At 37.8% G+C, this 14,700-nt stretch carries 19 protein-coding genes; 8 read left to right on the top strand and 11 right to left on the bottom strand.

Annotation, left to right across the window (positions count from 1 at the left end):
* Positions 1-57: 57 nt before the first annotated feature.
* From KGF86_RS02390 to KGF86_RS02380, 3 genes are all read right to left on the bottom strand, one after another.
* A complete protein-coding gene (locus KGF86_RS02390) occupies positions 58-684 on the bottom strand; it encodes a LytTR family DNA-binding domain-containing protein (protein WP_211741059.1) in 627 nt (208 codons plus the stop codon).
* A gap of 164 nt (positions 685-848) precedes the next feature.
* On the bottom strand, positions 849-1,139 hold the full coding sequence (locus KGF86_RS02385; protein WP_186868144.1) for a DUF3219 family protein: 291 nt from the start codon (positions 1,137-1,139) through the stop codon (positions 849-851).
* 15 nt (positions 1,140-1,154) lie between these two features.
* The gene (locus KGF86_RS02380; RefSeq protein ID WP_211741058.1) at positions 1,155-1,640 is read right to left on the bottom strand and encodes a PaaI family thioesterase; all 486 of its coding nucleotides are present in this window, start codon (positions 1,638-1,640) and stop codon (positions 1,155-1,157) included.
* Between the two features lie 140 nt (positions 1,641-1,780).
* Here KGF86_RS02380 and htpX point away from each other — a divergent pair, with 140 nt between their 5' ends.
* Both htpX and KGF86_RS02370 read left to right on the top strand, forming a co-directional pair.
* Positions 1,781-2,656: a protease HtpX gene (gene htpX / locus KGF86_RS02375; protein ID WP_186868142.1), complete on the top strand. Its 876-nt coding sequence runs from the start codon at positions 1,781-1,783 to the stop codon at positions 2,654-2,656.
* 220 nt (positions 2,657-2,876) lie between these two features.
* Positions 2,877-3,551 (top strand): SIMPL domain-containing protein, encoded by a 675-nt coding sequence (locus KGF86_RS02370; RefSeq protein ID WP_186868141.1) that lies wholly within the window; start codon positions 2,877-2,879, stop codon positions 3,549-3,551.
* Positions 3,552-3,625: 74 nt separating this feature from the next.
* On the opposite strand, the gene KGF86_RS02365 is transcribed toward KGF86_RS02370, so the two are convergent.
* Entirely contained in the window at positions 3,626-4,474 is an 849-nt protein-coding gene (locus KGF86_RS02365; protein WP_211741057.1) for a hypothetical protein, read from the bottom strand.
* 166 nt (positions 4,475-4,640) lie between these two features.
* On the opposite strand from KGF86_RS02365, the gene KGF86_RS02360 reads away from it, so the two are divergent.
* On the top strand, positions 4,641-5,702 hold the full coding sequence (locus KGF86_RS02360; RefSeq protein ID WP_211741056.1) for an NAD(P)/FAD-dependent oxidoreductase: 1,062 nt from the start codon (positions 4,641-4,643) through the stop codon (positions 5,700-5,702).
* Between the two features lie 189 nt (positions 5,703-5,891).
* Here the strand turns inward: KGF86_RS02360 and KGF86_RS02355 are convergent, their stop codons facing one another.
* Positions 5,892-6,632 (bottom strand): hypothetical protein, encoded by a 741-nt coding sequence (locus KGF86_RS02355; protein ID WP_211741055.1) that lies wholly within the window; start codon positions 6,630-6,632, stop codon positions 5,892-5,894.
* A 184-nt stretch (positions 6,633-6,816) separates the two neighbouring features.
* Complete coding sequence (locus KGF86_RS02350; protein ID WP_186868137.1) at positions 6,817-6,963, bottom strand: hypothetical protein; 147 nt, start codon at positions 6,961-6,963, stop codon at positions 6,817-6,819.
* Positions 6,964-7,267: 304 nt separating this feature from the next.
* Between KGF86_RS02350 and KGF86_RS02345 the strand changes: the two genes are divergently transcribed.
* The gene (locus KGF86_RS02345; RefSeq protein ID WP_211741054.1) at positions 7,268-7,861 is read left to right on the top strand and encodes a sigma-70 family RNA polymerase sigma factor; all 594 of its coding nucleotides are present in this window, start codon (positions 7,268-7,270) and stop codon (positions 7,859-7,861) included.
* On the top strand, positions 7,854-8,600 hold the full coding sequence (locus KGF86_RS02340) for a hypothetical protein (RefSeq protein WP_211741053.1): 747 nt from the start codon (positions 7,854-7,856) through the stop codon (positions 8,598-8,600). Before KGF86_RS02345 ends, KGF86_RS02340 begins: the two co-directional genes overlap by 8 nt.
* 108 nt (positions 8,601-8,708) lie before the next feature.
* On the opposite strand, the gene KGF86_RS02335 is transcribed toward KGF86_RS02340, so the two are convergent.
* From KGF86_RS02335 to KGF86_RS02320, 4 genes are all read right to left on the bottom strand, one after another.
* A complete protein-coding gene (locus KGF86_RS02335) occupies positions 8,709-8,924 on the bottom strand; it encodes a CDGSH iron-sulfur domain-containing protein (protein WP_211741052.1) in 216 nt (71 codons plus the stop codon).
* A gap of 124 nt (positions 8,925-9,048) precedes the next feature.
* Complete coding sequence (locus KGF86_RS02330) at positions 9,049-9,978, bottom strand: fumarylacetoacetate hydrolase family protein (protein WP_211741051.1); 930 nt, start codon at positions 9,976-9,978, stop codon at positions 9,049-9,051.
* A gap of 95 nt (positions 9,979-10,073) precedes the next feature.
* Complete coding sequence (locus KGF86_RS02325) at positions 10,074-10,652, bottom strand: GNAT family N-acetyltransferase (protein WP_211741050.1); 579 nt, start codon at positions 10,650-10,652, stop codon at positions 10,074-10,076.
* 211 nt (positions 10,653-10,863) lie between these two features.
* Positions 10,864-11,430 (bottom strand): DJ-1/PfpI family protein, encoded by a 567-nt coding sequence (locus KGF86_RS02320; RefSeq protein WP_186868131.1) that lies wholly within the window; start codon positions 11,428-11,430, stop codon positions 10,864-10,866.
* Between the two features lie 255 nt (positions 11,431-11,685).
* Here KGF86_RS02320 and KGF86_RS02315 point away from each other — a divergent pair, with 255 nt between their 5' ends.
* The 3 genes from KGF86_RS02315 to KGF86_RS02305 are packed head-to-tail and all read left to right on the top strand — an operon-like array spanning position 11,686 to position 14,041.
* Positions 11,686-12,336, top strand: a complete 651-nt coding sequence (locus tag KGF86_RS02315; protein WP_211741049.1) for a TetR/AcrR family transcriptional regulator — start codon at positions 11,686-11,688, stop codon at positions 12,334-12,336.
* 3 nt (positions 12,337-12,339) lie between these two features.
* On the top strand, positions 12,340-13,302 hold the full coding sequence (locus KGF86_RS02310) for an ATP-binding cassette domain-containing protein (protein ID WP_186868129.1): 963 nt from the start codon (positions 12,340-12,342) through the stop codon (positions 13,300-13,302).
* Positions 13,262-14,041: an ABC transporter permease gene (locus KGF86_RS02305; RefSeq protein ID WP_211741048.1), complete on the top strand. Its 780-nt coding sequence runs from the start codon at positions 13,262-13,264 to the stop codon at positions 14,039-14,041. Before KGF86_RS02310 ends, KGF86_RS02305 begins: the two co-directional genes overlap by 41 nt.
* A 45-nt stretch (positions 14,042-14,086) precedes the next feature.
* Here KGF86_RS02305 and KGF86_RS02300 read toward each other — a convergent pair whose 3' ends face one another.
* Entirely contained in the window at positions 14,087-14,623 is a 537-nt protein-coding gene (locus tag KGF86_RS02300; protein ID WP_186868127.1) for a D-glycero-alpha-D-manno-heptose-1,7-bisphosphate 7-phosphatase, read from the bottom strand.
* Between the last annotated feature and the right edge of the window lie 77 nt (positions 14,624-14,700).

Genomic DNA, 14,700 nt, shown 5'->3' with positions numbered 1-14,700 from the left:
ATGGAATGACTGGATTTTTGTTTAACCTAGAATAAACGAAAACTAAAACAGAAGATTTTAGAATCCCAACATTTTCCTGAAATGACTAGAATAGGATTGGCTAACTGGAATACTATCCCCATTTACCATTTCTAATAAAAATGTAGAATGTGTATCAGGAAAGATTTCCTTGATATAATGGACATTCACAATATAAGAACGATGACAACGAATAAACACATCCCGGGGTAGATTATATTCAAACTCTTGTAATGTATTTTTATGTGTCCCACACATTGCCTTCGCATAGACATGTGTTTTTCTTTCTTTTACTTCTAAATAATATACATCATGAAATGGAATAGGCTTCCATCCATCATTGGTCTTTAACGTAATAACCGATTTGCCGTCTGTATAAGTTGGGAAAATCGCTAATACACAGCCTGCTACCTGCCCATTCTCATGGAAAGGAACCGCCATACCATGATAAGGCACCCCAAACACATTACGATCAATAAATTCAGATACCTTTTGATTGGTCATAAATGCCTTATGTGCAATGCTCCCTTCTTTCACCGGATCTCCAGGACTGATTTTAAGGTCTATCCGCTTACTAGGTCGATAATAAACGTATTCCCCTCCATTAGAAACTGCAATCGATATTTCATCTGAAAATAGTTCACCAATAATATCTAAAATCTTCATATTTAATCTCCCACCTTATATTCACACGTTCCTGTTGGATAAAGATAGAATAACGGTTATTCTAACTTGGTTTACATCAATAAACTCTCTACTAGTCAGACGCAACCAAATGCATTTTTTAGGAAGGAATGCTACTATCCTGCTAGAGGTAAGCCTGACATCATTTAGTTCGATTTTTCTATTAATGTTAAGCTAAAATCTCCTACTGCACCTTCCTCATACAAGTTGGTAACAGACGTAGCATAGTGTTGAATTTCAGCATGAAATTCAGCGCCTTCTACTTTGACTAGGAAGTCATTTTTATATAATTCAACAGTTACATCATGATAATCCTTATGGGTCACTTTGAACGCTAGTTTTAATTGATATCGACTTTGTCCACCTACTTCAGCTTTTGATAATTCCACTTCGTCTGCATCAATCGTTAACTCATTTAATGCTACTGTTTTTCCCATTTTGCTCACCCTTTGTCATTTATTCTGAAATGTTTTTGGCATCACAACCGCTATCACTTCACCCATAGCACAGCATGTATCATCCGCAAATACTTCAATAGATACCTTCCACTTCTTTGGATGAATCTCTTCGGTCACACCAATTGCTTTTAATGGTACACCATGTGGAGTGGGCTTTACAAAGTCTACCTTAAGAGATGCTGTAACAAACCTAGGCGGTTCAGGAGCCTTACTTCCTGGTTCATAACCGTTTTTACGATGTACTGCTAGGGAAGCTGAACCTGTTCCATGGCAATCAATAAGAGAAGCAATAAGCCCTCCATAAACAAATCCAGGAACAGCCATCTGTTCTGCACGAGGGGCATAGTAGGTAACCGTCCTATCTCCATCCCATCCTGTTCGTAAATGAAGCCCCTGTTCATTTAATCGGCCACATCCGTAACACCATGAATAGTCTTCTGCATATTCATCTTGAATTGCATGTACCACTTTTCCTCTCATTTTATCGCTCTTTTTTGAATATCTTGTCCCTTTTGTTCATATATTGATACCAGAGATGACAACAATTGTATTTGCCTTTATAATATACGTATTAACGTTGTGAATACAATTTTAAAAATTTTAAATAGAAAGGTGAGAGTATGGGAAAAAGAATTTTTTACTTCCTACTAACTAACGTACTTGTTTTATTAACTATTGGTATAATCTTTAGTATTTTACCTATCGGAAATTATATTGGTAATGATGGGCAAATTCAATTTGGTACCCTCCTCATTTTCAGTGCTGTGATTGGTTTCACTGGATCATTCATATCACTTGGCATGTCCCGCTGGATGGCTAAGAAAATGATGGGTGTAAAGGTTATTGATCCTAATGGACCGATGAACGAATATGAAAGAGCTGTTGTGGAAAAAGTACATCGCTTATCCAGAGCTGCTGGATTAATGCATATGCCTGAGGTTGGAATCTATCATTCTCCTGAGGTTAACGCTTTTGCAACTGGGCCATCCAAGAAACGTTCATTAGTAGCCGTTTCAACTGGTTTATTACAAGAAATGGATGATGATGCAGTTGAAGGCGTTATCGCTCATGAGGTTGCACATATTGCGAATGGCGATATGGTAACCATGACATTACTACAAGGAATCGTGAATACATTTGTCGTATTCCTATCCCGAATCGTTGCATTTGCTGTTTCTCGCTTTGTTAAGGAAGAGCTTGCACCAATTGTCCATTTCATCGCGATTATCGTATTCCAGATTGTCTTCTCAATCCTAGGAAGTATTGTCGTATTTGCGTACTCAAGACATCGCGAATACCACGCAGACCGTGGTGGAGCTGACTTAGCTGGTAAGGATAAAATGCGCCATGCGCTAGAAAGCCTAAAAGCATACACTAGCCGTATTAAAGGTGAAGACGATACATCCATTGCAACATTAAAAATTAATAACAAACGTAAATCATCCATATTTTCTACACATCCAGATTTAGATGAGCGTATTAAGCGTTTAGCATAAGCCAATAAATATAACAAGCCATCCAGTACCTTTATAAAACAGTACGGGATGGCTTGTTTATATGATTTTATCGCTAGTCATTCCTTTTTATACCCTTCTGGTTTTGAACATTTTTATTCCTATTTCATTACTACAACTTGTAAATATTAACTTTTACCACTATTTCTTACACCTATATCAGTCAACTATCATATATTTAACCTATAAGAGGTGAATAAACATGTATTATCATACGAACTACCAAAACCGTGGTACGATTCCGACAAGACAAACTGAAAACAAAGTAAAGGTCGTCGGAGAAGGTAGTGTGTTCGCTACACCAGATCATGCCACTATCTTACTTGGTGTCATTACGGAGGATGAGCAGTTACAAGAAGCACAGCAAGCCAATGCGCAAAGGACAACCAATGTCATCAACGCTCTCGTTAATGCTGGGATTTCTCGGGAAAACATTCAAACATCTGATTTTCGAGTAGACATTCAATATGACTACCAAGACGGTACTCAAGTATTCCGAGGCTACCGCGTGAGTAATTTGCTTACCATAAAAATAGAACATATAGAAAGAGTAGGGGAAATAGTCGATATAGCGATGGAAAATGGTGCGAATACGGTACGAAATATAGCGCTACGTGTTGGCAATGAGCAACGTTATTATCAACAAGCACTGGCAAGCGCCATTCGAAATGCTCAAGAAAAAGCTGCCACAATCGCAGAGACGCTCGGCGTTTCCATTCCTCAAACCCCTACCCAATTAAAAGAACTAACTAGCCATGCACCAGAAACTCCTCGCCCATATGTACTAGGCGTTGCAACTGATAGTGCCGTGACAACCCCAATTGAAGCCGGACAAAATCAAATTACAGCATTCGTAGAGGCAACCTTTCATTACTAAATAATATCTCATTCTGCTTCTTTATTTCGGTTAATTCCAGCTCAAAAAATCAAGAGGGAACATTTCCCTCTTGATTAATCCATGTCTTCTCTATGGTGTTCTAAGTAAAATTTATCCTTATTATCCTCAAAAGGAAATAGTTTTAATTCTTTCGCTTTATCAGCATGTTCTTCGAAAATTTCATTTAAGATATCTTGTGGGTTCTTACCTTCCGTTTCCATACCTAGCTTTTCTGCTGTGTCATAAATTTTAGCCTCATGGATTTCCATTACAATCTCATGGTGCTTTTTCCCGTCCGTGTCAATATGGTAGGCCTCTGCTTCCTTTTCTAGAATAACTGCCTTCACTTCCTTTAGTAGCTCCTCTGTCTCCTTCCCATCCATATCGATTCCTAACTCTTGTGCCTTTTGCTTAAGCTTTACATCCATTACTTCTTGGGCAATTGCTTCCGGTTCCTTCCCTTCTGTTTCAATACCAAGCTCTTCTGCCTCGTTTACTACCTTCGTATGATGGATTTCTCTTGCAAGTTCTTTTATATCCTTGCCTTCAATTTCGATACCTAGTTCCTCAGCTTTTTTTAATAGCTTTGCTTCTTTTACTTCCTTTGCTAATGTATGGAGATTTTTTCCTTCTGTTTCAATCCCTAATTCCTTCGCCTTATATTTTATCCAGGCTTCATGTTGAATTCCCTTATGTTCGTGTCGAAATTCCTCTTTCTCTTTTTTCTCCCCATCCTTTTGGAAGAAGTCAAACCAAACTTCATCTTGTTTTTCAGCGAACACACTAGAAAGCTGCCAGGATCCAGCAACGATAATAGCCGCTAATAATAGGAAAAGCTTATTCTTCATCTGTAATCTTCCTTTCGTTATGATTGATATTTCCACCATTTCATTCGTTACTATTTCCAAATAATGAAAATTCATGAATAAAAGTTGGGAAATTTTTACTATATTTTTTTAAAGTCTTTATGATTTCTACTAGTCTAACAAGCATTTCTTTGATACTCTTAAAAGTGGAAAGCGTTTCCGGATAAAAAATATCCCAAAATACTAGCATTCTGATTTCTAGCAGGGGATGGGGGTAAAAGATATGAGAAATTTAGTAATACTAGGCGGTGGCTATGGAGGGATTAAGGTTGCACTAGGTTTACTGGATAAAGGCTTACCAGAAGACGTAAATCTAACCATAGTAGATCGCAATCCATACCAATCATTAAAGACAGAATTTTATACGATTGTTGCTGGTACTGTTGCTGATCGCGAAGTACGAGTAGACTTTCCAAAGGATGACCGAATCCAGTATGTGTTTGCAGAAGTAGAAAAGATTGATGCAGAACATAAGCAAATCGTTTTTCAAGATCGTAGTGAAGTAGTTTCATATGATTATTTAGTTGTCGCACTGGGATGTGAAGATAATTATCACGGTATTGAAGGGGCAGATATTTATACAGAAAGTGTGCAATCTTTTGCTGGATCACGAAGAGCGGGTCTTGCAGTAGGAAACCTAAAAGCCTATGGTAAAGTAACGATTGTTGGTGCGGGCTTAAGTGGTATTGAAGTAGCTTCTGAAATACGTGAAAGCAGAGAAGACCTTAACATTCGTCTTCTAGATCGCGGCGGCTCTGTTCTTAGAGCGTTCGATCCAAGGATTCAAGGATATGTGGCAGACTGGTTTAATAAAAACGATGTCGAGGTACTGCATCATGCCAATGTGGAATACGTAGAAAAAGACGGTGTTTGTAATAACGGTGTCTGTTATGTGAATGATGTAACGATTTGGACTGCTGGGGTACGCCCGAACAAGGTTGTCCGAGAATTACCTTTCCAAAAGGACCAGCATGAAAAAATCGTCGTTAATGACTTCTTCCAGGTACCGGAGCAACCAAACGTATATGTTATCGGTGATTGTGCATCTTCCATACACTCACCAAGTGCACAGCTAGCTGGTATTCAAGGCGAACAAACAGCAGCCGTATTAAATTGTGTCTTGAAAAATAAAGAACCGAAAAAACCAAAAGATATTCGCTTAAAAGGAACATTAGGATCATTAGGTAAAAGTGATGGATTTGGTAATATGATGAAGCAGCCAATGACTGGTATTGTTCCTCGATTAGTAAAATCTGGCGTATTATGGTTGAATAAACGTCACTAGAACTAGCTTGAAGAAAAAATTTCATCTATCCATCTTACCTGCTACCGGAAATATACGTACAATCCAACCTATATTTCCGGAGCTGGTGATCCATTATTCCGCTTTACATACATTATGTGCTAACCTTAAGAGATATGGTATTTCCCCATTAAGAGAAAGACGATACCTATATCGATTTCGCCCCTTCCATTACCCATTTTTATTATTTTCCTTACTTTGATCCCTTATCATTAGTGTTAATGGTTTGTCATTCCCTGTTAAATACTGATACAAAACAGATGATGTAAGCTGATAGCTTTCCTCTATCTTTTCTACCACAAAACTGGTTCGTTCGAACAATATCGATCGTAAGGTACTTAATTGGCGGTAAGACTTCTCCATTAATGCTTCTTGGTTTTCTAACTGACCAATTACTTTATCTTGCTTATCTTGCTGCTTGGTTACTTGCTCCGCCATCACTTGCTGCTGCTCACTAATCGCATCCATTTTATGAGTGAATTGTTGATTTGCTTCGTAGAACTTCACCAGCTGCTCTATCATAGCTTCATTGGATTGATGAATCCGATTAATCTCCTTTAAAATATCTTCATTAATAGTACTGTTCTTCTCCACAATACGATGAAGTTCCTGACTGTTACGCTCTAACATCATGATCCACTCCCTCGTCTGTTTTTCAAATACTTGATGCTGCTTATCCTTTTCCTTCAAGTCTTTAAGATCCTCTGACACTTCTCCCCATCGTTTCTCCTCAAGTAACCAGTGACTTTGGAAGGATCGACGTATGTCTCTCATCGCTTTCTGAAAGGAATTATTCCTTTCCTCTTGCTCAGCCAGTAGTTCCTTTACATAATCGCTTTTATAATAAGACTGATTCGGTTCTTCTATTTGGTTACTATTCTTAAATAAATTCGGATGTGTTTGTGTATTCATGAAAAGACTCACAATGCCCTCTCCCTTACTATTCCATTTCCACTACTTTATCCTATGCGCATACGGAAAAACACGGGACAAAAAACTAATTAAAACAATTGAGAATGCGGTAGGTAATACGTTGCTATAGCAGAATTTAGATATAAAAGGCATTCACTAAATTATTAGCGAATGCCTTTACCCATTAATCTTTTCGGTTTAAGTACTCGTCTGGCTGGTCTCCGCCATGGGCAGAGCTATTTTTGTACTGACTCTTCCTCCCGTTACGGTGCTCGCCATGATTTCTGTTTTCCTTGAACATATTATTGAACTCCTTTTCCTTATTGACCATCATTTCGCCTCCCTTCCCGTATGAAAATTAGTGTTAGGATTAGTGGATAAACTTATACACATATCAAAATAAGCTTTAGAACTGCTATTTAATGGTGCATTAATCATTCTCCTCTACTCAAAACAGTAATAAATACCAAATTCTCAACATGTTTGTCCCTAAAATTGCCTACTTATAATTAAATTTTAGAATATTTAAAATGCAAATATGGTAGACTACAACTAACAAGAAACTTTACGTTAAATGAAACATAATACGAAGTGATTGCGTCTTATAAGAGATTAGGAAGTTAGGAGGAATTAGAGTGGGCCACTCGAAAGCATTCCATCCGACGTACGATAATGAGGGCATTAAGGAACTGCAGTCCAATCCAACCCTTGCCATTGAAACAATTATGGATACGTACGGTGATGAAATAAAGCGCTTAGTATTTGCATATATGAAAAATTCAGCAGATACGGACGATGTGACACAGGAAGTATTTGTCACGATCTATCAAAAATTAAATACGTTTCAAGGGAACTCTTCCTTAAGAAGCTGGATATATTCCATTGCAATTAATAAATGTAAGGATCATTTAAGAAGCTGGCAATCAAGGAATAAACGCTTAAAGGAGAAGCTCATTTCTTCCTCACAATCAATGAAAACAGTAGAATTGACGCCAGAAGAAATGACACTCCAAAAGGATAACTCCAGCGAACTTTTTCAAAAAGTAATGGATCTACCCATTAAATACCGAGAAGTCATCATTCTTTTCTACTTTAAAGACCTTTCAACGAAAGAAATCGCAAAGGTGTTAGCTATGAATGAGGCTACTGTACGAACACGTCTTAATCGTGGCCGGATTAAATTAAAGGAATGCTTATCATCTGAAAAAGGTGGTGTCAGCCATGGATAAGCAATTTAAAGATCTAAAAAATGAATTTAACCAAATTCCCACATCGTTTACAGAGAACGATAAACAAGCGGTACGAAATAAAATAGCAGAGCTTACCAATGAGCCTATTCGAAAGTCTAAACCGGCCTTTCCAGTCTGGATTACTGCTTCAGCCATTACCGCTGTCGCACTATTATTGATTGTCGTTGTTCAAAATCAAATGGGTATGATGATAAGTAGCAATGATACGAATGGCGCACAGAATGAAATGGCTAGCTTCGATAGTGATGAATCAGAAGTAGAAGCAGGAATGGCAATGGAAGAATCGATGGAGGATCATGCATCTACGTTTGATCAGGAAGCGAGTAATAGGAATGAAGAAGCAGATTCTCTATTATTTAATCCCGACACAATTGAACCGGATATGTGGTTAGGAAATATGAAGGTGAAAGAGGTGGAGCATCAGGGCGAGGAAACTATCATCACATTTCGTAATCATGAAATCCAAATGATTTCTGGACAATTCACAAACGATGAACCATTAAGCTTTATCCCAGAAGGCCATTTACCTCCAAACTGGTTACCACTGGCTGATCGAGATGCACACGGTAATGTGAAATTTTACTTTACTAATGAAGAATTAGCTAACCAATATAAAGATAGTCAGAACCATTCCATTATCACATTAGAGGTATCCGAAGTGAGCTACCACTATTCACCAGATGGATCAGAAATTTATTTAACGATTATGGATGAATAAGGAATACTATCTTATTCTATTCAACGATTCGAGATTTCGGCGTGGGCAAGGATGCTTTTATGTCATCCAACGATTAAGATAAAAAAATCCGTAACCCGATTGAAAGGATTACGGATTTTCTTTTTTTGCCCTAGGTGTACTTTCAAACCCGATTTTTCGATGAGTACCATCACAGAATGGCTTTAACGCTGAGTGCCCACAACGACATAAGGAAAAACTCTTTTTCGTTTCAAAAACATTACCCTCAGCATCAACTAATTCCACATCACCAGTAACTCGGTATGAACCATTATCATTCACCTTGATGACAACCTTTTCACTCATGTGATCACTCCTTCTTGTGAAAGTTAAACTTTATTCCATAGGAACTCATAATACCTGTTTCATACGAGATAAACCTATACTAACAGCTTACGTTTCATCCATCAGAATATGATGGGTTATTGCACTAGTCAGCTTGTTTGACACGATTCTCCATGTGACCAATCTTGGAAATCTCCAAACGAACAATATCTCCGTCTTGTAAGAATTTAGGAGTTTCCATGCCAAAAGCTACCCCGTCTGGTGTACCAGTCATGATGATGTCTCCCGGATTTAAAGTAATCAGATGAGAGATAAATTCAATTAAATACGGAATATCAAAAATGAATTTCTCCGTGTTTGATGATTGACGTACTTCTCCATTGACATAGCATGTAATATCCAGTTTCCCAGGATCCCCTACTTCATCTGGAGTTACGATCCACGGACCAATTGGTGTACTTCTATCCACTGTCTTGCCTTGTAACCATTGAGGTGTACGTTTCTGTAAGTCCCTGGCTGACACATCATTTCCTATTGTATACCCTGCAATATAGTCAAGAGCATCTTCTCTTTTTACTTTAGCGGCCTCTTTTCCAATAACGACGGTTAACTCTACTTCATAATCTAGCTTATCTGTAAAAGAGGTTTTTTCGATTGCATCATCCGCTCCGATTAACGAATTGGCAAATTTCGCAAATAGTACTGGGTATTCCGGTATCTCACTTTTCATTTCTTGAGCATGCTCTACATAGTTTCGACCGACACAAATAATCTTCGATGGTTCTGAAATTACCGGTCCTAAATACACTTCCCTTCTCTCGTATCGCTTTACCTTCTCGAACCGATTATCCTTTGCATATCCATATGCTTCCTTTACCTTTTCGATAAGAGGTAGCCCTTGCTTAAAAAATATGGTTGGATCCGATGGTAATGACGTTTCCAGTTTGCTTTGTGATTCCTTCTGCTGGTACATTTCATAGACTTGTTGAGCATCCACTATATCGCCATTTTCCAGTACTATTCCTACACGTAAGGGAGTTTCCTCGTTTATTAATCGGTAACTAACTAGTTTCATTATTACACCTCATATCTAACTAAATATAGTTACATTGTATATTTTTCTAACAATTTTGTAAATTACCCCGCGTATCAGCCAAACTTGTACCTCCATCATGCGTTATTCTTTTTCCATTCATATTCCTCACGCAGCATGGAGTATACTACGGTATCATGGAACTTCACTCCATCATAGTCGGTGTCACGCAGAACGCCTTCTTTCGTAAACCCGAATTTTTCTAATAGCTTCCTAGAACCATCGTTTCTTGCAAAAATATCCCCTACAAGCCGATGAAGTCGAAGGGTGTCAAACACAAATGGTAGGAGAACTTTTATTATTTCTGTCATTACGCCTTTATTCTGATAATCCTCGCGAATAACGGCACCCATCTCTGCCTTCTGATGCCATAAGCTAAGTTTATGTAGTCGGAATTGCCCTACTAAGTCATTGTTCTTTTTATGGATAATTACCCATGGAATTTCCTGTTGTTTATCAAATTTCGCTAATGAGTCGATAATTCCTTGCCGCACCTCTTCCTCACTCTGAACTGGATGGGCAGTAATGTTTTTCATTGTCTCCTTATCACGTAAAAATGGAAATAAACGGCTAGCATCCTCTAGCTGAATTCCTCTAAGTATGTATCTTTCCGTCTCTAATGTTGGAATAGTGGTAAACCATTGATCATTGTTCATAGTTAGCCTCCATATGCTGTATTGTTTAGGATTATCTTATGGTTGTTCGTTACAATTTTCCGTTCAGCACGTTGTCTCATACCATAACATGATATACCTTAAACCAAAACAAAATAATTGCCCTAACAAGTAATAGGGCAATTATTTCTTTTCTTTGAAATTTACTCTTTATGGCTTACATGAAGAAATTTCTTTCGATGTTCTTGCTAGATTACGCCTCTACTCCTACACCATTTACTTGTTTCACGAACTCCTTCATCAACCCAGGCAAATCCGGCCAAGCATGACCAGAGATTAAATTCCCATCCACATGGTTTGGCTCACTAACATATGTTGAGCCTAACGCTTCTACTTCCGGCTTACACGCAATATAGGCCGTTAGCTCTCTTCCCTTCATATGCTCACGTACTGTCGTTAGTACCTGAGCAGCATGACAAACCGCTGCAATCGGCTTATCCGCTTCAAAAAAGTGTCTTACAATAGCTGGTACATGCTCATTCAGACGCATAAATTCCGGTGCACGACCTCCTGGAATAATCAACCCATCATATTCCTCTGGTTTAATTGCTTCAAAGCTCGCTGTCGCCTCGATTAAGTATCCTTCTTTCTCTGTGTATGTTTCCCAACCGATGAAGTCATGAACAACAGTATGCAACTTCTTTGGTGATGATGCAGCAATAGTCGTTTCAAACCCTTCCTCTAGGCAACGGAAATATGGATAGTAAATTTCTAACGCCTCTACTGCATCACCAGCAAGAATCAATACTTTCTTGGACATGATAATTCCTCCTCTTTTTTTGTTAATCAATCCTAAATACTATATTCTATCGGGACATCGATGAATCCTGCTAAAATCATTAAATTGATATAAAATTTAACAAATTCTATACAATTAAACATAATCTTAAAAGACCTTAGCTATCCATGGTTATCATAATCATTCAAGCTGTAGCCATTCTACGCACACTAGCTTCCTTTTAAAAAAATTGAAAATTTGTTCTGGAATTATTCAGAAAAAGATGCTATGCTTTATGTGAATAAAAAAATATTTTATTCATATATTCAAAAGAAAGGATCTAACGATATGCCAAAAGGGTTCAACAATCATGAAAAGAAGGTCATCAAGGAAGCGTTAATCGAACAAGGGAAACAACTATTTTCGATACATGGTCTACAAAAAACTAGTATTCAAGATATTACATCGAAAGTAGGTATTGCTGCTGGTAGCTTTTATAAATTCTATCAATCAAAAGAAGAACTTTATTTTGAGGTTCTCGAACAAGAAGAAGCGCAAATAAAGAATGAGCTATTACAGCTTGAACTCGGAGATAACCCTAAACAAACTGTTAAGATAACGCTTCTAAGAATGATTACTAGTATAGAAAAATCTACAATTATTCAGCAGCTGTACTTAGAGAACAATTTGGAGTACTTATTTAGAAAGCTACCACCGGAGAAACTAGAAAGTCACTTCGATAAAGACTCTGACTTTTCATCCATATTAATTCAAAAGTGGGAAAAACAAGGGTTACAGTTTACAGAATCACCAAAGATGATAGCTAGCATATTACGATCGTTGGTATTTCTTTCATTCCAAAAGGAAAAAATTGGTGAATTGGAATATCCAAAAACAATAGAGTTTCTCATTAACCATACAGTTAATGGACTTATAAAGGAGGAATAAGTCGTGCAAGCTGTGATTCAAACAGAGAGCCTTTCAAAAAACTATAGAGGATTTCAGGCTGTCAATCAGGTATCGCTTCAAGTAAACAGAGGAGAGATTTATGGATTTATTGGCTTAAACGGAGCAGGAAAAACAACCATGATAAGAATGATGCTTGGTATGATAAACCCTAGTGAAGGGGCTTGCTTTATTAATGGGAAACATGTAAATCTATCTAACTACCCTATTTGGCAGGATGTGGGCTATATAGTAGAAACTCCATATGCCTACCCGGAACTAACCGTTAAAGAAAACCTTAATATATTTCGTCGACTATATGGCATTCTGGACCCACAGTCCGTAACAAATATTTTGGAGCGGCTAAACTTGACAAGATACGCCAATAAAAAGGCCAAACACCTTTCCCTAGGAAATGCACAGCGTTTAGGCATTGCAAAGGCATTATTACATCACCCTCAAATATTAATAATGGATGAGCCTGTTAACGGACTTGATCCCGCTGGAATAGTAGAAATTAGAGAACTACTACAGGATTTAGCTCATAATCACGGAGTAACTATCTTTATTTCCAGCCATCTTCTTAGTGAAGTTGCTAGAACTGCGACAAAAATAGGGATTATTCATAATGGGAATTTACATCAAGAGCTATCATCTAAAGAACTACCACAATTATTGAATCAACGACTACATATTCAAACAAAAAACCTATCATCTACTGTGGATCTATTACTGCAACATGGGTATGATCCCCATGTATCGCAAGCAGGGACAATAGAATTGCATCAGCAAAAGGCAATCACCTCACCCGAACAAGTTGCCCAAATTCTAGTTCAAGGCGGTCATTTACTCACTAAATTATCGGTTGAACAAGAAGACCTAGAAAGCTATTTTCTGCGTATTATTCAAGAGAAAGGAGACCATTTACATGAATCCTGCATTAGGAGCAATTCAAACAGAGTTATTTAAATTACGCAAATCAAAAATGTTCTGGATAACCTTAGGAGCTTTTTCATTCGCACCCTTAATGGGAGGACTCTTTATGATTATCCTTAAGGATCCAATCCTTGCACAAAACAATGGTCTAATCGGAGCTAAAGCCAAGATCATAGGGGAAGCTAGCTGGCCATCTTACCTCAATTTACTATCACAAATATTAGCAATTGGAGGAATAGTCATATTCGGATTTGTAACAAGTTGGATATTTGGGAGGGAATATTCGGATAGAACAATAAAAGACCTAATTGCTCTTCCCTTCCCAAGAAGAACCATTATTCTAGCAAAGTTTTTCACTGCATTTGTAGCTAATATGGCATTGGCGTTATATATTATCGCATTTGGCATTATCCTAGGACTTATCATTATTCTACCTGATTGGTCTATTACAACTCTGGTAGAAGGTCTTTATACATTAATTGTCACAACACTTTTAACAGTTTTGTTAAGTACACCAGTAGCTTTATTTGCTTGTTTAGGTCGAGGGTACTTAGCTCCTTTGGGTTTTGTAATCTTAATGGTAGTCTTCTCACAAATCCTCGCTACAATAGGGTATGGGGCATACTTCCCATGGGCAATACCTGCTCTTTATAGTGGCATTGATGGTACAAGTGAAAGTATCGGTTTACTAAGCTTTACACTAGTAATATTGATTAGTATTATTGGATTAACCACTACTTTTATATGGTGGAGAATATCTGACCACAGATAGATCTTACTTGATTTTCTAGTATTAACAATCAATATTAGGTGCCCCTTAATCTGGGGCACCATCTATTAGCCATTTTGTAAAAGTTAACAAATCTTTAAACTTCATATCTGCTTCACTCTTCGTTTCTTCTCGAGTTCCAACCAACACTGTTTTGGTTCCAGCTCTCTTCCCAGCTTCAATATCCTGGTCACGATCGCCAACCATATAGCTCTTCCTTAAATTCACCCCATGTTTTTCTGCTAAATCAAGTAACATTTGAGCACCTGGTTTTCTGCATGCGCAGCTGGCTCGTGGCTTATGTGGACAATATGCAATATCATCAATTCTTGCTCCGAATGCTGCTAAATCATCACGCATTTTTTGGTGGACCTCCTCAAGCGCTGATTCCGTCATATATCCCAATCCAACACCACCTTGATTAGTGACCACAAACACTTTAAACCCCATATTATTTAATGACTTAACGGCTTCTCCAACCCCTTCTAGTAAATAAAAGTCACTAGCCTTATTAACAAATCTCACCCGATGGGACAATACCTCATTAATGACCCCATCTCTATCTAAAAAAACTGCCTCTTGCATGATATCACCTTCCAATATTATTATTAGTCAGTTTACCCATTTAACTACATTGACACCACCCGTAAAGAGAGATATGT

The sequence above is a fragment of the Ornithinibacillus massiliensis genome (assembly GCF_018310345.1).
Classification (GTDB): Bacteria; Bacillota; Bacilli; order Bacillales; family Amphibacillaceae; genus Ornithinibacillus; species Ornithinibacillus massiliensis.
The sequence above is the reverse complement of the archived record's forward strand: the minus strand, read 5'-3'. Positions and strand labels throughout refer to the sequence as shown.

Excerpts from the sequence above, each read along its gene's own strand:
- KGF86_RS02390 (WP_211741059.1), bottom strand. The coding sequence starts at position 684 with ATGAAGATTTTAGATATTATTGGTGAACTATTTTCAGATGAAATATCG.
- KGF86_RS02385 (WP_186868144.1), bottom strand. The coding sequence starts at position 1,139 with ATGGGAAAAACAGTAGCATTAAATGAGTTAACGATTGATGCAGACGAA.
- KGF86_RS02380 (WP_211741058.1), bottom strand. The coding sequence starts at position 1,640 with ATGAGAGGAAAAGTGGTACATGCAATTCAAGATGAATATGCAGAAGAC.
- htpX (WP_186868142.1), top strand. The coding sequence starts at position 1,781 with ATGGGAAAAAGAATTTTTTACTTCCTACTAACTAACGTACTTGTTTTA.
- KGF86_RS02370 (WP_186868141.1), top strand. The coding sequence starts at position 2,877 with ATGTATTATCATACGAACTACCAAAACCGTGGTACGATTCCGACAAGA.
- KGF86_RS02365 (WP_211741057.1), bottom strand. The coding sequence starts at position 4,474 with ATGAATTTTCATTATTTGGAAATAGTAACGAATGAAATGGTGGAAATA.
- KGF86_RS02360 (WP_211741056.1), top strand. The coding sequence starts at position 4,641 with ATGAGAAATTTAGTAATACTAGGCGGTGGCTATGGAGGGATTAAGGTT.
- KGF86_RS02355 (WP_211741055.1), bottom strand. The coding sequence starts at position 6,632 with ATGAATACACAAACACATCCGAATTTATTTAAGAATAGTAACCAAATA.
- KGF86_RS02350 (WP_186868137.1), bottom strand. The coding sequence starts at position 6,963 with ATGGTCAATAAGGAAAAGGAGTTCAATAATATGTTCAAGGAAAACAGA.
- KGF86_RS02340 (WP_211741053.1), top strand. The coding sequence starts at position 7,854 with ATGGATAAGCAATTTAAAGATCTAAAAAATGAATTTAACCAAATTCCC.
- KGF86_RS02335 (WP_211741052.1), bottom strand. The coding sequence starts at position 8,924 with ATGAGTGAAAAGGTTGTCATCAAGGTGAATGATAATGGTTCATACCGA.
- KGF86_RS02330 (WP_211741051.1), bottom strand. The coding sequence starts at position 9,978 with ATGAAACTAGTTAGTTACCGATTAATAAACGAGGAAACTCCCTTACGT.
- KGF86_RS02325 (WP_211741050.1), bottom strand. The coding sequence starts at position 10,652 with ATGAACAATGATCAATGGTTTACCACTATTCCAACATTAGAGACGGAA.
- KGF86_RS02320 (WP_186868131.1), bottom strand. The coding sequence starts at position 11,430 with ATGTCCAAGAAAGTATTGATTCTTGCTGGTGATGCAGTAGAGGCGTTA.
- KGF86_RS02305 (WP_211741048.1), top strand. The coding sequence starts at position 13,262 with ATGAATCCTGCATTAGGAGCAATTCAAACAGAGTTATTTAAATTACGC.
- KGF86_RS02300 (WP_186868127.1), bottom strand. The coding sequence starts at position 14,623 with ATGCAAGAGGCAGTTTTTTTAGATAGAGATGGGGTCATTAATGAGGTA.